Origin of the sequence: Mesorhizobium sp. M1409, from assembly GCF_040317535.1 — a bacterium.
GTDB lineage: Bacteria > Pseudomonadota > Alphaproteobacteria > Rhizobiales > Rhizobiaceae > Mesorhizobium.
On sequence record NZ_JAMYKV010000024.1, the window covers coordinates 15,258 to 34,435 of the forward strand.

Below are 19,178 nucleotides of genomic sequence, written 5' to 3' on the forward strand. Positions count from 1 at the left end.
CGGCCTCGGCGTTGAGAGGCATCGGATCGGGTGTAGCAGGACTTTCGAACTAACTGCCGACAACACACTGGATAGGCTGTTCTCGTCGTTCGGTCCAGTTCACCAACGCCTATGTCGACATTTTACGGCGCTTCACTACTAACCGGGCACCGCACGATGGCAGCTCGTTCTCTCCGGCAAAAGATACCCCCTGTGTTAGCTTCCGTGTGTCTGCTTGCCCTCACCTGCGGGATACGTAACGCCATCCCTAAAAGCATCGAATGCGGCAGCGACAGCGCGAATCCCAAAGCGATGCTCCCGCCGTACGCGGACAAAACCGTTTTCGAAGTCCACTATTCCGTCCTTGGCCAGCATCGCCAAACGCTCATCTGAACCGCGAAGACGGATCGGATCAGATCCGTGGGCGACACAGATTGCCGGCACGTCAGCCTCGAAATCGCACATTAATCGCTCGATAATTGCGGCTCGCACGCGGTCGTCGTCTGTGAGGCGATGGCCCTTCGATGTAGCCAGTCGGCCAGCTGCGATGTGCTGGATGTAGGAATCCCGTGTAACTTCGTTTTGAACGTATCCCTGGCCGGTGCGGCCGATAGCCGACGCGCCGAAACCGATCAGGGTTCTGCAGGTGTCAGCCGAGTAGCCCAACGAGTTACGTCGCAGGCGACCTGTTTCCTGTGCCAGCGCGAGCTCGTCGTCCGGAAAGGCGAAATGGTCGAGCCCGATCTGTCGGTAGCCGGCGGCAATCAGCCTCACGGCGACAGCCGCATACTGTTCAGCGCGGGCAGCGCTGTCGGGAAGAAATTCCGCCTCGATGGGAGGCGCTGGTTCTTTATTTGGGATGGGATATGCGAGTAGCCGAACAAGGCAAGCCGGTCGGGGCGCATGGCGACCGCTGCCCTCGCCGTCTCGACCCACGACACCACCGTTTGACGCGGCAGGCGTCCCATGGTGATAACAAACCACCTTGCCGCTGAGCTCGCCTGTGTCTTTGCGTTATGCCAGTCCGTTCCGCTTAGATGTCTTGGCTGTTCCCGCCGAGACCTCACGCGCACCGTTTTATTCCCACCATCCCTCCCCGTCAGCTCCGCCTGGGAAATTCTGCCAGCTTGCCGGATCCGACGAGATAATGCAGCGCTGGGACGGACTTTGCTCGCCAGCTAGCGACCGTGGTGATCTCTGCCAAAAGGACGAGGCCATGAACGCGATCGGCGCTAACGGTGGCGGTTTGTATAAGCCTTGGGGTGGGAACTGGGCCTTCTATGCTGGCGCCACATACAAGCTCAACGAGACAACTTCGTTCTACCTTCGGCTCTCCCGGTGACCAGCTCTCAGTAGCGTCGCGGCAAACGTTGCCTATGGGCTTCTTTTCGATTTCACAGCTACGGCGACTCCAAACTCAGCAGTCGGCAAGATGGAAGCTTCCAACGGGAACTGCCCAATGCGAACAAGAAGAGCAGTGTCGGCAGTAATCCTGCGCCTCGAACGCTCATCCTAACGCCGTGAAGCGTAGAGCTCCGAGGTTGAGCAGACCAAGCCCGCAACACGCTCTAAAAAAACGGCGCATACAAGCCATCCGAGATTGCAGCCTAGCCTCGGGGCCGGACGTTGTTTCATATCAGACCGGTGGGGATGAAGCCTGCCATCCAGCACCCGGTCAGTTTCAGGTCAAACTTGAACTCCCAGTCGGGTCAGAACGCGATCAACTGGCAGTCCGACGCACTTAAAAATGACAAATGGATCGCCTGCTTTTGGGCCATCCATGGGGAATTCGGGCGCGAGAGAACAAGCTCACACAGCATAAGCGAAGCTCCAGGCGAATCTTGCGCTGGCCGAGGCAGAACCATGTTTAAAGCTGCCTGTTTTCCACCTCGAACCTGTCTGAGTCCGGCCGATCGTCATAGATCGGCCAAAGCATCGGCCAGATGGCTCCCCCAATTACGGTTTGTGCGTAGTTGTCAGTACGATAGGCCTGCCGAACATCGGCCATGATCATCATCGGCAGCATCGATTTGTGTCCAAGCCTGGCGACGTCGGCTGTTTTGGGCAAAAGCCTGCACTCGCGTACCGCAGCCAACCTCGCCCCATCTCGTGCGCAACATGAACACCTACTACAGCAACCTGATCGAAGGCCACGATACGCGCCCGCGCGACATCGAACGGGCGCTGGTCGGAATTTCGATCGAGACGAGAACCGCCGCAATCTGCAGCTCGAGGCGGCCGCGCACGTTCGCGTGCAAGCCGAGATCGACCGCCTGGCTGCCGATGGGCAGTTGCCGGAACCGGCATCGGTAGGTTTTCTTCGATGGCTGCATGCGGAATTCTACCGCGATGCGGAATCGCCCATGCTGACCATCAAGGGTTCCGGCCGTGAGTTCGTCATGGCGCCAGGTGAGTGGCGATCGAAGCCAGAGCATGACGTCGCCATCGGCCGGCATGAACCGCCTTCGAGCGATCGCGTCAACGATTTCATGCAATACTTTGCCATGCGTTATCGCTTCGATAAGCTGGGCAAGGCCGGACGCATCCTGACCATTCCTGCCGCGCATCACCGCTTCAACTACATTCACCCGTTTCCGGACGGCAACGGACGCGTCAGCCGATTGATGAGCCACGCCATGGCCCTCAGGCCGGGGTCGCCGCGCACGGGCTGTGGTCGATCTCACGAGGCTTGGCACGTGGCGTGAAAAGCCGAACGGATTACAAGAGCATGATGGATCATGCCGATATGCCCCGCCAGGGTGATCTCGACGGACGTGGCAACCTCTCCGAACGCGCACTCGGCGATTTTACCTTATGGTTCCTGCAGGCGTGTATCGATCAGGTGAGCTTCATGACCGGACTGTTCGATCTCGACACGTTGGCCAAGCGGCTGTATCGGCATGTGGAGCGCAGTGGTCTGAAGCCCGAAGCCGGCCGCCTCGTGGAGGAAGCGCTCACGCGCGGTGAGTTTGACCGCGGCGAGGCATCCCGTATTAGCGGACTACCCGAACGTACGGCGCGTCGAGTGTTCAATGACGTAATCGCGCTCGGACTATTGGCGTCGGAAACGCCAAAGGGCCCAGTGTCCCTACGCTTTCCGGCGGACGCTCTGGACGCGCTGTTTCCGAAGCTTTTTCCGGAAACGTAAGAGCATAGGGCGCTCACGATCTTAGGTCACTTCTCCTCGGAACCGGAAAGATTTTCACCGGATCACCCGCGGGTTCGTCATTCCGCGTTCTGAGACGCGGGAAAAGCCGGCCCACTAGAGCCGAGGCCGCCGATGCAGACATATTTGGTGTCGAGGTAATCCTCGATGCCCTGATGTCCGCCTTCCTTGCCGAGGCCGGATTCCTTGACGCCGCCGAAGGGTGCCTCCGGCGTGGTGATGAGGCCTTCATTGACGCCGACCATGCCGTATTTCAGCCCTTCCATGACGCGGAAGGCGCGGCCGAGATCGCCGGTGTAGAAATAGCAGGCGAGGCCGAATTCGGTGTCGTTGGCGAGCGCTATCGCTTCCTCTTCGGTCTCGAACTTGAACACCGGGGCGACCGGCCCAAAGATCTCTTCCTTCATGAAGCGCATATTGGGTGTCGCGTTGGCGATGACGGTCGGCTGGAAGAACGAGCCGCCGAGCGCATGGCGCTTGCCGCCGGCAACGATCTTGCCGCCCTTGGATGTGGCGTCGGCGATCAGTTCTTCGACCTTCTCGACCGCCTTCTCGTCGATCAGCGGCCCCTGCTGCACGCCGTCCTCGAGGCCGGAGCCGACCTTCAGCCCATTGCTGGCGGCAGCGAGCTTCTCGACGAACTTGTCATAGACACCAGCCTGGACAAGGAAGCGGTTGGTGCAGACGCAGGTCTGGCCGGAATTGCGATACTTGGCGGTGATCGCACCGGCGACCGCACGCTCGAGGTCGGTGTCATCGAAGACAATGAACGGCGCGTTGCCACCGAGTTCCATCGACACTTTCTTGACGGTGACCGACGACTTCTGGATGAGAAGCTTGCCGACTTCCGTCGATCCGGTGAAGGTGATCTTCGACACCAGCGGATTGGCGCAGATCTCGTCGCCGATCTCGCTTGCCGAACCGGTCAGGATGTTGACGACGCCCTTGGGGAAGCCGACCTCCTCTGCGAGCGCACCCCAGGCGAGGCCCGAATATGGCGTCTGCGAGGCCGGCTTGACCACTGCGGTGCAGCCGGCGGCGAGCGCCGGGCCGAGCTTGCGGGCCAGCATCGAGGACGGGAAATTCCACGGCGTGATGGCGGCGATGACGCCGACCGGTTCCTTGGTCACCAGGATACGGCGATCCGCCCACGGCGACGGCACCACGTCGCCATAGGTGCGGCGGCCTTCCTCGGCGAACCACAATATGTAGGCCGCGGCAGAGCCAATCTCGCCCTTCGATTCGAACAGCGACTTGCCCTGCTCGATGGTCAGCAGTTCGGCCAGCACGTCCTGATTGTCCATCATCGCGTCGTGCAGCTTGCGCAGCAGCTTCGAGCGCTCGAGCGCGGTCGTCTTGCGCCAGGTCTTGAAAGCTTCCGCGGCGGCTTCGATGGCGCGGCGGGTCTCGGCTTTGCCCGACTTCGGCACGGTGCCGATCTTGAGACCGGTGGCCGGGTTGTTGACGTCGACCGTCTGGCCGCTGTCGGCCTGCACCCATTCGCCGTTGATGAGATTGGCCTGGCGCATGAAATGGCTGGTTTTCTGAAGCATGGTCTGGCCTCCGTTCGGATAAGACAATCAGGATCCTGTATGCTGGCTGCGGCTCGCGCTTGCCCAAGCGCCTTTCGCGCGGCCGGCCCCTCCAGCGACGTCTCGCCGCACGCCGGGCGGGTTCATGCCGACTGGTCAGTCCGCGCATGGGCCGCCGCGGTCTCATCAAGAGCCGCGCGAATGCCATCAACCATGTAATCGATCTCTTTAGGGGCGATGACGTAGGGCGGGCAGATTGCCAGCACGTCGCCCATGTTGCGGATCATGACTCCGTGCTCGCGGCACCGCCGCTCGACATCGGTGCCAATTCGCAGCTCCGGCGCAAAGGCGCGACGGGTGGCGCGATCCTCGACGATCTGGATCCCCGCTATAAAACCGCGGCCGCGGACCTCGCCGACCAGTGTATGGTCGTTGAGCGCGTCCGCGAGCGCTGCATGCAGATAATCGCCGAGACGGCGCGCCTGGCTCACGAGATCGATCTCGCGGTAGATCCTGATCGCCTCGGCGGCGACGGCGGCTGTCACCGGATGGCCGGAATAGGTGAAACCGTGGCCGAACACGCCGACCTTGTGGGCCTCGTCGGCGACGCACTGGTAGACCTTGTCGGAGATAATGACGCCGCCAATGGGCAGATGACCGGATGAAAGCCCCTTGGCGACCGACAGCATGTCCGGTTCCATGCCAAAAGTCTGGCTGCCGAACCAATTTCCGGTGCGTCCGAAACCGCAGACCACCTCGTCGGCCAGCATCAGAATGTCGTATTTGCGCAGCACCGCCTGAACCTTTGGAAAATAATTCTCCGGCGGTACCAGCACGCCGCCGGCGCCCATGACTGGCTCTGCGATCATCGCGGCAATCGTCTCTGGCCCCTCCGCCAGGATCAGGGCCTCGAGTTCCTGGGCCAGGCGCGTGGCGTAGTCATGCTCCGCCTCGCCCGGCAGACCGTCGAGATAGTGGAACGGCCGCGCGGCGAATATGACGGGAAGCGGCGGCAGGTTGAAGGACTTGTGCATGTGCGGCAGCCCACTCAGCGCCGCGCCCATGATCGTACTGCCGTGGAAGGCGCCAAACCTGCTGATGATCTTGCGTTTCTCCGGACGTCCCCGCGCGGCCTGGTAATACCAGGCGAGCTTGACCATCGTGTCATTGGCTTCCGAACCGGAGCCGACCAGAAAGACGCGCGCGTGGTCGAACGGCGCCAACGCGGTAAGCTGTTCAACGAGTTCGACGGTGGGCTCATTCGAGCGGTGATTGAAGGTGTGATAGACGGCGAGCTTGCGCATCTGGCGGTCAGCAGCGGCGGCCAGCCGGCTGTCGCTGAAGCCGAGCGAGGCACACCAGAGTCCGCCCATGCCCTCGATATAGCGGTTGCCCGCGTCATCCGTGACGGTCGCGCCTTCGCCGGCCACGATCGTCAACGGACCATGATCCTCATGCAGGCGTGGATCCGTTTGGGAATGAAAGTGCCTGGCCATGTCCAGCACGCGCGATTCGTTGTTCATCAAAATTCTCCTTGCGACCAGATAGGCGGTTGCTTCGGCGAGGAATATCTTATAACTTATAAGTTGTCGAGAAAAAATGATCCTGAGAGTGACGTCCAATGGCCAACGCACCCACTCCTTCAAACAACACCCTGCCACCCGACGCGGAGCGGATCGCCCTGTTGCGCGACAGGGCAGAGTTCGTCCGGCTCGAGACGCTGCGCCTCATCCAGATCGCCAAGGTGGGCCACTATTCGTCGGTGTTCTCCTGCGCGGAAATATTCGCCACGCTCTACTACGATGCGATGCGGCTGAGGCGCGGCGAGCCGCAATGGCCGGATCGCGACCGCTTCCTGATGGGCAAGGGACATGCCGCGGTCGGCCTTTACCCGCTGCTGGTCGACTGGGGCTTCTTCTCCAAGGACGTCCTCGATGGCTACACCCGGCTCGGCAATCCGCTTGGCGATCATCCCGACATGCGCAAGGTGCCCGGCGTCGATTTCAGCTCCGGCTCGATCGGCCATGCCCTGTCCGGCGGCCTCGGCATGGTGCTTGGCGGCCGTGCGGCCAACCGGCGCTTCGATGTCTATGTCCTGCTCGGTGACGGCGAGATGCAGGAGGGCCAGGTCTGGGAAGCGGCGCTCTCCGCCGCCCACCATAAGGCCGGCAATCTGATCGCCATCGTCGACCGCAACGGATACCAGCTCGACGGGCAGGTCGACGACATCATCGGCATCGAACCGTTGGCCGACAAATGGGCGGCGTTCGGCTGGCAGGTGCACGAGGTCGATGGGCACGACGTCGTCGCTCTCGCGACGCTGCTGCGACAGTTGAAGGCCGAGGCAGACCGCACCCGGCCCGTCTGCATCATTGCCAAGACCTCCAAAGGCAAGGGCGTTGGTTACATGGAAACCGAACCCGGCTGGCATCTGGGCTATCTCGCGCCATCGGACGAGGCCTTGGCCGCCGAAGAGATCAAGCGTGGAGGCAAAACACAATGAACGGCCCGATCGATACCAACTCCTGGCAGTACCGCCAGATCAACGCGCGTGCGCCTGGCCTGAGTTATCTGGCCAACGCGCTCATTGATCTGGTCGAAGACGGTTATCCGGTCGTGGCCGGTACGGCCGACCTTCAATATTCCAACGGGCTGGTGCGGTTCGCGCAACGCTTTCCCGAACGCTTCACGCAATTTGGCATTTCCGAGCAGAACATGGTTTCGGCTGCTGCCGGCATGGCCAGCACAGGCGCCATGCCGTTCGTCGCTACATTCGCTTCTTTCCTGGCGCTGCTGTGCTGCGAACAGATCAGAACCGACGTCGCCTATTCGGCTCTGCCGGTGCGGCTGATCGGTCATCATGCCGGTATTTCACTCGGCTTCTACGGCACCTCCCACCATGCGACGGAAGATCTTGCCATCATGCGAAGCATCGCCGACCTCACGGTCGTCGCGCCGGCTGACGGCCCGCAACTGGCGGCCGCCGTCAAGGCGTCTGTCAATCATGCCCAGCCAATCTACTTCCGCATTGGCCGCGGCCAGGAACCGCTGGTCTATGAAGACGACGGCGTCGACTTCCAGTTCGGCAAGGCGATCGTTCACGGCGAAGGATCGGACCTGACCATCATCGCCTGTGGCTCGATGGTCCATCCCTCAAGGGAGGCTTACCGCGCGCTGCGCGCGGCGGGCAAATCCGTCGGACTGATCGACATGCATACGGTGAAGCCAATGGATACGAAGGCAGTGCTCTCGGCCGCGGCTCACTCCCGCTTCATTCTAACCATCGAGGAACACAATATCCTGGGCGGTCTGGGCGGCGCCGTGGCGGAAATCCTGGCGGAGGCGGGCAGCCCGGCACGGTTGATACGCCATGGCATCCGCGACGAATACAGCCTGATTGCGCCGCCAACGCATCTCTACAAGCACTACCGGCTGGACGCGGCGGGAATCGAGGCCACCGTTCTTGAAGCCCTCGGCTGAGCCGGCGGACCATAGCCATGCACGGACATTCCGATGACCGATCAGAATAACACCGCCCGACTCATTGAGCGCGCCGGTGCGGTGATGCCGGGCGGATTGCTCAGCCCGAGCCGCAGGCTCGGCGCGCCGCATGTATTTGCCCGGGCGCAGGGTGCGTTTCTCTACGACGTCGACGGACACCAGTACACCGACTTCCATTGCGGCTTCGGCGCCAACGTGCTTGGCCACTGTCATCCGGCGGTGCGCGAACGCATCGCTGCGGTCACGCAGGATATCGATCTTGTCGGTGCGGGAACGATGCGGCTGGAGATCGAGGTGGCGGAGGCGCTGGTCGACTGCATCCCTTGCGCGGATCTCGTCGCCTTCTGCAATTCCGGATCGGAGGCGACCTATCACGCCCTGCGCCTTGCCCGCGCCGCCACCGGTCGCAAGCGCATCATCAAGTTCCAAGGCGGCTATCATGGCTGGCACGACTATGTCGCCATGAACGTACAGTCGCACGCGCAGGCGATCGGCAAGTACGATCCCATCAGTGCTGGCATCCTCGAGGATGCCGCCCGTCACACCATCGTGCTGCCTTACAACGATGCCGGCGCCGTCGAGGATTATCTCAAGGCCAATCCAGGCGATGTCGCGGCGATCATCATCGAGCCAATCGCTCACAATATGGGGTCGGTGATCGCGACGGATGTTTTCCTGCGCGAGCTGCGTCGCCTGACCAGCGATCATGGTGTCGTGCTGATCTTCGACGAGGTCATCACCGGCTTTCGCCACGCGCTCGGCGGCTATCAGTCGATCGCCGACGTCACGCCTGATCTCGCGACCTTCGGCAAGGCGGCCTCGTCAGGCTATTCCGTTGGCGTGGTGGCCGGTCGTCGCGATCTCATGGCGCTCGTCGGCCGGACCGGGGAAGGATCCGTGTTCATGGGCGGTACTTTCAACGGCACGCCGTCGACGCTCGCCGCCATGCAGGCGACGATTGAGGAGCTGTCGAAACCAGGCTTCTACGACCGCCTGTTTGCCCTCGGCGCTTTCATGCGCACGCAGCTGGATGGCATTATCGATCGCCTCGGCCTGCCCGCGCAGAGCGCCGGGTTTGGCTCGGTCTGGCTGATCTATTTCCTCAGCGGTCCTTACCGCGACTACCAGGACTTGCTGGGCAACGACGATGTTTTCGATCTTGCATTCCGCAGAGAGATGGTGGCGAACCGGCTGATCGGCCAGCCGCTTCCGCTCAAGCGTCTCTACCTGTCAGGGAGCCATGACCGGGCGACAGTCGAGAAATCGCTGGATATCATCGAGACAATCCTGCGCAAGCTCTCCGCTGGGAAACCCGCCAGCTCCTAGCCATGTTTCGCAACGGACTTATAGGATATAAGAGCGTCTCGCACTATCCGTTGTCGATTCGGTGCGGCCAAGATTGCAGCGGTGGACCATGAGCACGATGCAGCCAATCGAGCAAGGCAGTCTGTCGGCGAGAACTTATATCTCGCTGCGCGAAGCCCTGATCGCCGGCAATTTCCGGCCCGGCGAAAGACTGTTGATGCAGGATCTGGCGCAACGGCTGGGCACCAGCGTCACGCCTGTGCGCGAGGCCTGTTTCAGGCTCGTCAGCGAGCAGGCGCTGGAACTGCGGTCAGGGCGGTTCATCACCGTTCCAGAGCTGACCCGGTCGCGTTACTGGCAGGTCCGGCTCATTCGCATCGCGCTCGAGGGACTAGCGGCCGAACTCGCCGTTGAGCATGTTTCGGAGAAGGACATTGCAAAACTGGTCGAGATCCATCGCGATTTCGTGGCCGGCGAAACGTCCGGCGATGCTGACCGCGCCCGTCGCGCCAATCGTGAATTCCACTTCGGCGTCTACCGCCTGTCCAAGATGGATATGCTGATCGCGCAGATCGAAAGCCTGTGGGTCTCGATGGGCCCTATCCTTAACGTGTATTATCTGCAGGCCGAGAACGATTACATCGGCGCGGAGGAGCACGAGACGCTGATCGAAGCGTTCCGGACCCGCAACAAGAAGGTGGCGCGTAAGGCGATCGAACGCGACATCGTGCGCGGTGGCATGAACCTGTTGCGGTATTTCGACGAGCAGGACGCGGCCGCCAAGCGGGCGTGATCGAAGCCGCCGGTCATTTGCTGGCGACCTCTCTTCGCGCTGGCTCAGGCCGCCCGAAGGCGCGCGGTGGCATCCTGGTCGACGGCCCAGACGCCCTGCTCGGCGTCCAGCACCAGGGCAACCTTGTAGGACTTGCGAGCCGCTTCGCTTGTTAGCCAGCCGCGGCCAACGCTGGCCGCGACACGGCGGACATCGCGCTTGGTCGGGTCGCCGTAGCCGCCGCCGCCACAGGCAACGAACTCGATGCGCTCGCCGGCGCGGCACGCCTCCTCATGGAAGGCCGGCAATTCCACCAGCTTGCCATCCGTGCCGCGCTTGGCACTGCGACTTGCTTTGGCGTCACCGCCGCCCAGCACGCCACGCGGCGGAAAGGTTGTGCCATCGGCCGAGTAGACCAGTGTCATCTCGTGGTCGACGGGATAGAAGACACCGCCCACCGCGGGAGCGCCCTCGAACTCGCCAATGCCTTGGGTATCCGCCACCACGCCGCGCGATTCAATGATGATGGGATACATGGATTCGTCCACTTCCACGGAATCCAGCGCGATCAGGCCGCCATTCGCCGGCCCGCAATATGTCAACCAGCCGTCATAGCCGTGACGCGCGCCGCCGCCGGCGTAGCCAATGAAGACCTGGTTGACGTAGGGCTGCCCGTCCTTGAACGGATCCTTGCCCGAAATCACCCCGATCCCCGCCGGCAGGTGCGAGCCGCTCTCGGCCTGGCCATAGGGTTCTCCCATCGTCGAGAACACGCAATTGCCGGCGATGATCAACCGGTCGTTGACATTGGTGGTCGCCACCGAGGTGCCTACTGGGTAGCGGGGCTTGCCAACCACGCTTCCCTCCCGCATCAACACCTTGATCCGGCTCTTGGCGCCCTCGTTGTGCGGGATGCCGTCGTCGAGATTGTTGAAGACGCCAATGCGGCACGAGCCCGTGCAGGTGTTTTCCGACAGGTTGAGACCGCCAGGGACGTTATCCATGTTGTCACGCACGTCGACCGTGATCTCGCCGGCTTCAGGGTCGACATCGATGGTGATCCGGACCGGGATGCCCTCCTCCGCCACGCCGGGGACCGGGTCATGGCGGACCTCGTAGGAGAACTTGCCCTTCGGCAATTTGGCGATCTCGGCCATGGCGCGACGCGCACCGTAGTCGAACCAGTCCTCGACGAAATCCAGCAGCGTGTCGCGGCCGTATTTTTCAAGCAGTTCCAAGAGACGGCGTCGACCGGTCCTGCAGGCGCCGATCTGGGCTCGCACGTCGCCCAGCCAGATGTCTGGAACACGGTTGCGCATCATGCCGATGCGCAGGATGTCCTGCTTCTCCCGGTGCTGTTCGACCACACGCACGCAGGGAAAGTGGATCCCTTCCTCATAAACGTTCTTGGCAAATGGCAGATAGGTCGAAGGTGTCGGCGCGCCAGTATCGGCGTGATGGGAAAGCGCCACGGCCCAGAACAGCGGCTTGCCGTCGAAAAAGATCGGCATCGCCATGATCAGGTCGGCATGATGGGTGCCGCCAGTGTATGGGCAGTTGTTGAGGAAGATGTCGCCGTCGGCGATATCGTCGAACAACTCCGTTATCGGACGGGTCGCCAGATCCATCGACATGACGTGGATCGGCAGCGCGTCCTCGGTGGAAACGAGGCGGTGATCATAGGTCAGGATCGCACAGCTCAGGTCGCGGGCGTTCTTGATCACCGCTGAGCGGCTGGCCCGCATCACGACCAGCGTCATTTCCCGCACCACCGCCTCGAACCGGCTTTTGAGAACCGACATCAGGAACGGATCGACGCGGCGCGTTGGCGTCTCCAGGCGAATGACAGGTGAATTCATTTTACGATGCCTTGTTCGGGAAGGTTTGAGTCTCAATCGACTGTCACGACAATGTTGCCTTGCGGGTCCACGCGCCCGCGATGTCCGTCCTTCAGGAAGGCGGTGAACGTCGTCGCCTCAACCAGGCATGGCCCATCAAGCGCCGCCCCCGCGCCCAGCTGGTCCATGTCGTAAACAGGCAGAGAGCTCGTCCCCCGGGTTTCGTGCAAATAAGCTGACCGATGGGTCTTGGCGACCGGCGCCGTCGCCTGGTCGGCCAGCCTGAAATCCTTCCAAGCATCCTGATTGGCCCGCTTGCCCACCGCGCGCAGCTTCCAGTTGGTGAATTCGACAATGTCGCGGTCGGATCTGATCGAATAGATGCGTTCGTGCATCTGATGAAACGCTTCGACGAGACTTGGGAGTTTTTCCGCTTCGAGGCGCGCCTCATTGGCCTCGAAATGGACCTCGATCTCCCAGGACTGGTACTCGTAGCGACCAAGAAAGGAGAACTCGAAACGCCGCAGCTCGGGCTCAACGCCGGCCTGTTCGAGGAATGCTTCGCCCGACACCTTCAACCGCGCCAGGATGTCGGAGACGCCGGCGGCGTCGAAGCGCCGGGTCGAGGTCAGGAAAACCGCGCTTTCCTCGCGCGTGATATCAGAGATCAACCCGCCGAACGCGCTCAGCCCGGCCATGAAGCGCGGGATCATGTAGCGTTTCAAGCCCAATATGTCGGCCATCTCGGCGATGTGGATGGCGGTCGCGCCGCCGCCGCAGACAAAGAAACTGTCGCGTGGGTTTATGCCCTCGCGAATGGTGATTTCCTCGATGGCCCCGACCATGTTGTGGTTGCTGGTGGTCTGGATGGCGTAAGCCGCGTCGAGCAGCGGGATGCCGAGCCGCGTCGCGATGCTCGCGACCGCTTTCTCGGCCAGATCGCGGCTGATCTTGATCCGGCCGCCGAGAAAATAATCCGGGTCAATGATGCCGAGCACGACATTGGCGTCGGTGACCGTCGGCGCGGTGCCGCCCGCTCCGTAGCATGCCGGCCCCGGCCGCGCGCCAGCGCTTTGCGGCCCGACACGAAGCAGGCCGCCATCGTCGACCCAGGCAATCGACCCGCCGCCGGCGCCAACCGATCTCACATCGACTTTCGCGATCCCCAGCGAGTCGTCGTGGATCATGCTGTCCGGGGTGACGATGATCTGGTGGTCACGCAAAGCCGAGACGTCGAAGGTGGTGCCGCCCATGTCACCGACGATGACGTTGGCTTCGTCGCTCAGCGCCAGCGCGGCCATCGGCGCCAGCGTCGGCCCCGACATGACGCTGTAGATTGGCCGCCGCAGCATCTCGGCGGGAGGCATCATTCCACCGACGCAGTTGGCGAGCAGCAGCTCGCCCTGGAAACCCGCCTGCGAAAGTGCTTGCCGCAAGTCCTCGATGTAGGTGCGCACGATCGGATTGATCGACGCGTCGATAGCGGCCGCGATGATGCGCTTGTACTCGCGCGACATCGGATTGACTTCATGGCTAAGCGTGACCGGGATCTCCGGCCATGCCTGCGCGATGATATCGCGCACCGTTGTTTCATGGATGGGATTGACGACCGACCAAAGCAGACCGACCGCTATCGCTTCGACCCCATAGCGCCGGAAGTCGGCTATCGCCGCCTCGACATCGGATCTCGACAGAGGCGTGAGCTCCCGCCCGCGCGCATCGACGCGGCCCCGCGCCGTCTTCGTCAGGTGGCGCGGGACATAGGGCTCGGGATAGTCGAGCCGCCACTGGAAGGCGCCCTTGCGCGGCCCCTCGCGCAGGACGAGGATGTCCTGATGTCCTTCGTTGAGGATCAATCCGACCTTGACGGTCTTGCGCTCGACCAGCGCGTTGGTCGAGACGGTCGAGCCGTGTACGATCAAGTCGATCTTGGTCATGAACGTCGCGGGATCGAGCCCGTATCCGGCCGCCGCCACGTGCAGCACGTTGATGAATCCCTTCTCGAATTCGCCGGGCGTGGTGGGCGATTTGAAGATCGAGATTTTCCCACCGGGCTCGGAAACCAGGCAATCGGTGAAGGTTCCGCCGATATCGATGCAGACTTGATAAGCCATTTAAGGTCCGAAGCTGTTAGCGTTTCTTGTGATCGCGGCCCAGTATCAGGCTGGCCAGAATGATGAGGCCCAAAAGAACCTGCTGCAGATAGCCGTCGACCTGCATGAGATTCATGGCGTTGGAAATGACCGTGATGAACAGGGCACCGAGCAGAGCCGCCGTGACGCCTCCCTCGCCGCCGGTCAGCCGCACGCCACCGACCACCGCCGCCGCTATCGATTCCAGGGTCAGGTTGCCGCCAAGGTTGGGCTCGCCCGACCCGGTGCGCGCGGTGAGCAGCATGGCGCCAATCGCGGCCAGCAGCGAGCAGACCACGTAGTCGATCGCAACGACACGTCCGGTGCGAACGCCCGCCGCCTTCGCCGCGCGCGGGTTGGCACCGATGAGATACAGGCCGCGGCCGAACACGGTGAAGCGCAGGACCAGGAACAGCAGTGCGAAACACAGCGCGGCGAACACGATGGGCACCGGAATGCCGATCACCCGTCCCTCCGCCAAGGCCTCCGTGAAGGCTTCGGGAATGCCCGGCACGGGAAAGCCGCCGCTGACGGTTGCCGCCAGCGCCATGACAATGTTGGCCATGCCGAGCGTCGTCACGAGTGGATTGATGCCGATACCGGCGATGAGGAAGCCGTTCAGCCCGCCGATCAGCAGCCCGACGCCGAGGCCGGCGGCGATTCCCCACAGGATGGGCATATCGCCGGTTCCGGTCATCACCATCGCCGATATGACGCTGACGAGCGAGACAGTAAAACCAAGCGACAGGTCGAAGCCGCGCGTCAGCAGCACCATGGTCTGCGCCATGGCGAAGAGTGCGAGATAGCTGGTCTGGATCGCGATGTTCCAGAGATTGCCGCTTGAAACGATGCGCGGGTCGAGCAGACCGAGAACTAGCAGGGCCAGGAATACGAGCCCCGGCAGCTTGGCCTGCGCCGCGAACTGGCGGATGTCCGGGCGAGCGCGGTCAAGAACAACCGGAGCCGCCATGTCTGGACGATCAGACATTGGCCCGCCTCCCCTGAACAATTCGGTCGAAAGCCAGTGCGCCGATGAGCACGGAACCGAGAACCAGCGTCTGGAATTTGCTGTCGATCTGCGTGAGGTTCATCGCATTGGCGATGATTGAGAGGCACAGCGCCGCCATGGCGACGTTCTCGGCGCGGCCTGAGCCACCGCGCAATGAAACGCCGCCGATCACCGCCGCTGCGATCGTCTCCAGTCCCAGCGTCCCGCCGATCGTCGACTGGCCAGAACCGATGCGAGCGGTGATCAGCACACCGGTGAGCGCGGCCAGAAAACCGGAGAGCACATAGGCGGTTATCAGCACACGGTGTGTGCGCACTCCCGACAGCCGGGCGGCGCCGACATTGCCGCCGACGGCGTAGAAGTGGCGCCCGAGCGCGGTCCGACGCTGCAGAATGATGGCGATGGCGATCACCACGATCGCCAGCAGCAAGACCGGCGGCAGGCCAAGCACCTGCCCTCGCCCGATGGCATCGACGAAGGCGTCGGAAACGCCATAGATCGGGATACCCTGCGTGTAATAGAGCGTAATTCCCGCGACGATCGACAACGATGCCAACGTCACCATGAAAGGTGATAGGGAAAGCCGCGCCACCAGCGTTCCGTTTACCAGGCCAACACAGGCGCCGCTGGCCAAGGCCAGCGCCACCGGTACCAGCAGCTGGAGCCCATCCGCGTCGGGCATCGCGGCCATCGCCGCGGCCGTGACCACGGACGCCAACGCCATCGTGGCGCCGACCGACAGATCAAAACCACCGGTGGTCATGACGATCATCTGGCCGATCGCCGGAACCGCCAGGAAGGAGAAATTGCGCAGGACGTTGAGGATGTTCAGGCGGTTCAGAAAACGCGGTTCGATGATCGCGGCCGCCGCCGCGACCGCGACCAGAAGCAGGATGACGATCCCGCCTGTTTCCAGAAAACGGCGCCGCAGCATGTCAGGGCTCATGCTGCCTCCGTGGCGCCGGTTTGGGCGTCGAAATAGTGACGCAGCACGGAGGCTTCGGTGATGCCGTCGGCTTTGAGTTCGGCGACTATGCGCCCTTCACGCATGACGTAGACGCGGTTGGCCAGGTGAACGAGCTCCGGCAGTTCGGACGATGACAGCAGAATGGCCGCGCCATTCTCCACCAGGCTTTTCATAAGCCGGTAGACCTCGCTTTTGGCGCCGACGTCGATGCCAACCGTCGGTTCATCGAAAATATGGACCGAGACTGGGCGCATCAGACCGCGCGCCAGCACGAGTTTCTGCTGGTTTCCTCCCGAAAACGACGACGCCGCGCGTTCCGGCGCCATAGGTCGCAAACCCAGTGTCTTCAGCGGCCCGGCTATCGCCCGGCGCTCGCGCCATGACTTGAGCAGTCCGGCGTGGGACAGTCTCGGGTCGTCAAGCGCGGCCATGGTCACGTTCTCGCGGCCCGGACGGCCAAGCGCCAGTCCCTCGGCGCCGCGATCAGCTGGATAGTAACAAAGTCCAGCACGCAACATGCCGTGCGGGACTGGCGCTCTTACCACCGCGCCATGGAGTTCGATCTCACCGGACGTCACCCGCTCCAGGCCGAACACGGCCCGGCAAAGTTCGCTACGACCGCAGCCAACCAGGCCCGCCAGGCCGACGATTTCTCCAGCCCTGACCGTGATGGAGGCATCTGACACGCTACCGGAGACACGCAGCCCTCTGGTCGCCAGCACGACCTCGGCGGGGCGCTGGCTGATTGACGGGTAGATTCGCTCGACCGGCTGGCCGACCATCATCTCAATGAGCGCAGCATCGGATGCCGCGGCGATGGCCACGGTATCGATCTTACGCCCTCCTCGCAGCACCGTGACACGATCCGCGAGCCGACGGATCTCGGCCATGCGGTGCGACACATAGATAATGCCGACGCCCCGGGCCTTGAGACCCGCGATGGCGGCGAAAAGTTTTTCCGCTTCACCGTCGGTGAGCGACGCGGTCGGTTCGTCCAGGATGAGTATCTTGGCATCCGAAAGCATGCCTTTGGCAATCTCGACCATCTGCTTTTGCGCCCGGGTCAGCGTTTCGATCTTGCTGTCCAGCTCGACGTGAAAGCCAATTTCGCGGAAGCGTTCCTCGGCGCGGGCGCGCATCGCGCGCCGGTTCAGGAAAAGCCGCCCTTTCAACTCGCGTCCAAGAAACAGGTTCTCCTCGACCGTGAGGTCGGGGACGAGACTAAATTCCTGGAACACTGCCGCGACGCCGGCATCGCGGGATTTCTGTGGGGTCAGCGCGGAAACGGTTTGGCCGTCGATACGGCACGAGCCTTCGGTCCAGCCATACGTTCCCGCTATCAGGTTGATGAGCGTCGACTTGCCGGCGCCGTTTTCACCGAGAAGGGCATGGACCTCACCGCTCAACAGCGAGAAGTCGACGCCGTCAAGCGCCACCACACCCCCGAAACGCTTCGTCATACGCGTAAGTTCAAGCATCGCTGACACCACCGAACTCGAAGCAAAACGGGCGGCAGGCCAAGGCCGAGGTCTACCGCCCATCGAAGATGTGGCTATTGTACCGAAAATTCAGGCTTCCACCCATCGGGCGCGAAAATCTGCGTCGGGTCGATTTTGTCGACGTTGTCCTTGGTCACGATACCCGGCGCGACCAGCAGAACCTTCTCATAGTCCTTCTTTTCCAAGGCGCGCACCGCGAGGTCGACGCTGATGCGGCCCATCATCACCGGATACTCGGCGGCAAAGCCAAGCACCTTGCCTTCCTTGACCAGCTTCAGCATCGTCTGGTTCTCGTAAGACGACATGATCACGACATCGTCGCGGCCAGCGTCGGCGACGGCGCTGACGGCCGCTTCCGCCGCAGCAGCCCCGCCCCAGATGACATTGAGATCGGGATAGGTCTGCAGGGCGTCCTCGATGAGGCGCAGGCTTTGCGGAACGCCGGGCTCACCATAGAGCTCGGCCGCGAGCTTGATGTTGCCGGTTTTGATGCTGTCGCGAAAGCCCGCCATATAGCTCTCCGCCCAACCCGATCCCTGCGGACCCGGCAGGCCGATCGCGGTCGTCTTTTTGTCGCCGAGATACTTCTTGAGGTACTCACCCTCCTGAAAACCCTTCTGGTAGGTATCGGGAGTGATGCGCGCGGTGATCGGAGTTTCCAGAATGGGATTGGCGACGGCGATCTGGACAAGGCCCTTGGCGTCGCCCTCCTTCAGCTTGGCCGCCAGACCGGCTTCCGAGATGGCGGCGACGAGGATACTCTGGGCACCGGATGCGACGCAATCGTCGTATTGCGACAGCTGCTTGGGCAGCGCGTCATAGCCGCCAGCCTGCAGGACCGTCACTTTGACACCCAGGCGCTTTGCTTCCTCAACGATACCATAGTCGACCGAGACCCAGTAGCTGTCCTTGAGGTGCGGAAACAAGACGCACAGGTTCCAAGGCTTCTCGGCCTTTTCCAGCGGCACATAGTCGAGTGCCTCGACTTTTTTCAGATCGCCGCCTTTGGCCGCGTTGATCTTGAAGGGCCACCAATCCTTGGCCTGGGCGGCGTTGGGCAGGACGGCCACGCCGGTGACGAAAGCCGCCGCGAGGATGGATCGGAAAGCGTGATTCTTGGTCATGTGATTCCCCATTTTCGTGTGTTCCCGGGTCCGGCGCCGGCGATTTAGCCGGCTCCGCGGTCTGCCTTGGGAGCAGAGGCTTGCTGGCGGATCGTAGTACCGTCTAGGCGAGTTCGCCTTCAGGGCCATCCGCGCCGTTGTTCATTTTCACAGCGCTACCGTACTACTTATAAGTTATAAGTCAATAGGGTTTTCATTAGCCGGTGCTCAGCCGGGAAAGTGTCTTCAATCGCGGTTTCGCTGCCTCGACCGGGATCACAATCCATTTGACGAAAGACGAGGTCGGAGACAGCAGCCATGCAACTGGCCGCGGCGATGTGGGCTTCCTCGCGACCGACCGGTATGCGGCTTGTC

General features: G+C 62.3%; 14 protein-coding genes and 1 pseudogene. 6 read left to right on the plus strand and 9 right to left on the minus strand.

Annotation, left to right across the window (positions count from 1 at the left end):
• Positions 1-195: 195 nt before the first annotated feature.
• Positions 196-938 (minus strand): annotated as a pseudogene (locus NKG99_RS19000) (oxygen-independent coproporphyrinogen III oxidase); the annotation flags it as partial.
• Positions 939-1,985: 1,047 nt separating this feature from the next.
• Between NKG99_RS19000 and NKG99_RS19005 the strand changes: the two are divergent.
• Positions 1,986-2,684, plus strand: a complete 699-nt coding sequence (locus NKG99_RS19005) for a Fic family protein (protein ID WP_352793953.1) — start codon at positions 1,986-1,988, stop codon at positions 2,682-2,684.
• A 23-nt stretch (positions 2,685-2,707) separates the two neighbouring features.
• Positions 2,708-3,127 (plus strand): Fic family protein, encoded by a 420-nt coding sequence (locus NKG99_RS19010; RefSeq protein WP_023737287.1) that lies wholly within the window; start codon positions 2,708-2,710, stop codon positions 3,125-3,127.
• Positions 3,128-3,204: 77 nt separating this feature from the next.
• On the opposite strand, the gene NKG99_RS19015 is transcribed toward NKG99_RS19010, so the two are convergent.
• Together NKG99_RS19015 and NKG99_RS19020 are read right to left on the minus strand one after the other, a co-directional pair.
• Entirely contained in the window at positions 3,205-4,698 is a 1,494-nt protein-coding gene (locus NKG99_RS19015; RefSeq protein WP_352870215.1) for an NAD-dependent succinate-semialdehyde dehydrogenase, read from the minus strand.
• A gap of 122 nt (positions 4,699-4,820) precedes the next feature.
• Positions 4,821-6,200, minus strand: a complete 1,380-nt coding sequence (locus NKG99_RS19020; protein ID WP_352793957.1) for an aminotransferase — start codon at positions 6,198-6,200, stop codon at positions 4,821-4,823.
• A 98-nt stretch (positions 6,201-6,298) separates the two neighbouring features.
• Here NKG99_RS19020 and NKG99_RS19025 point away from each other — a divergent pair, with 98 nt between their 5' ends.
• The 4 genes from NKG99_RS19025 (at position 6,299) to NKG99_RS19040 (ending at position 10,276) form a co-directional block, all read left to right on the plus strand.
• Positions 6,299-7,180, plus strand: coding sequence for a transketolase (locus NKG99_RS19025; protein WP_023768618.1), 882 nt, complete (start codon positions 6,299-6,301; stop codon positions 7,178-7,180).
• On the plus strand, positions 7,177-8,157 hold the full coding sequence (locus NKG99_RS19030) for a transketolase family protein (protein WP_023747620.1): 981 nt from the start codon (positions 7,177-7,179) through the stop codon (positions 8,155-8,157). Before NKG99_RS19025 ends, NKG99_RS19030 begins: the two co-directional genes overlap by 4 nt.
• 33 nt (positions 8,158-8,190) lie before the next feature.
• Positions 8,191-9,504 carry an aspartate aminotransferase family protein gene (locus NKG99_RS19035; RefSeq protein WP_352870216.1) on the plus strand — a complete coding sequence of 438 codons (1,314 nt, stop codon included), beginning with the start codon at positions 8,191-8,193 and terminating at the stop codon, positions 9,502-9,504.
• Between the two features lie 88 nt (positions 9,505-9,592).
• Positions 9,593-10,276 (plus strand): GntR family transcriptional regulator, encoded by a 684-nt coding sequence (locus tag NKG99_RS19040; protein ID WP_023737066.1) that lies wholly within the window; start codon positions 9,593-9,595, stop codon positions 10,274-10,276.
• 44 nt (positions 10,277-10,320) lie between these two features.
• Here the strand turns inward: NKG99_RS19040 and NKG99_RS19045 are convergent, their stop codons facing one another.
• The 6 genes from NKG99_RS19045 to torT are packed head-to-tail and all read right to left on the minus strand — an operon-like array spanning position 10,321 to position 18,824.
• Positions 10,321-12,114, minus strand: a complete 1,794-nt coding sequence (locus NKG99_RS19045) for a hydantoinase B/oxoprolinase family protein (protein WP_023768620.1) — start codon at positions 12,112-12,114, stop codon at positions 10,321-10,323.
• Positions 12,115-12,146: 32 nt separating this feature from the next.
• The gene (locus tag NKG99_RS19050) at positions 12,147-14,207 is read right to left on the minus strand and encodes a hydantoinase/oxoprolinase family protein (protein WP_352538807.1); all 2,061 of its coding nucleotides are present in this window, start codon (positions 14,205-14,207) and stop codon (positions 12,147-12,149) included.
• 16 nt (positions 14,208-14,223) lie between these two features.
• Positions 14,224-15,213: an ABC transporter permease gene (locus NKG99_RS19055; RefSeq protein ID WP_352443109.1), complete on the minus strand. Its 990-nt coding sequence runs from the start codon at positions 15,211-15,213 to the stop codon at positions 14,224-14,226.
• Positions 15,206-16,180 (minus strand): ABC transporter permease, encoded by a 975-nt coding sequence (locus tag NKG99_RS19060; RefSeq protein WP_352443110.1) that lies wholly within the window; start codon positions 16,178-16,180, stop codon positions 15,206-15,208. Before NKG99_RS19060 ends, NKG99_RS19055 begins: the two co-directional genes overlap by 8 nt.
• The gene (locus tag NKG99_RS19065; protein ID WP_352870217.1) at positions 16,177-17,742 is read right to left on the minus strand and encodes a sugar ABC transporter ATP-binding protein; all 1,566 of its coding nucleotides are present in this window, start codon (positions 17,740-17,742) and stop codon (positions 16,177-16,179) included. Before NKG99_RS19065 ends, NKG99_RS19060 begins: the two co-directional genes overlap by 4 nt.
• A gap of 11 nt (positions 17,743-17,753) precedes the next feature.
• Positions 17,754-18,824, minus strand: coding sequence for a TMAO reductase system periplasmic protein TorT (gene torT, locus NKG99_RS19070; RefSeq protein ID WP_352538809.1), 1,071 nt, complete (start codon positions 18,822-18,824; stop codon positions 17,754-17,756).
• Between the last annotated feature and the right edge of the window lie 354 nt (positions 18,825-19,178).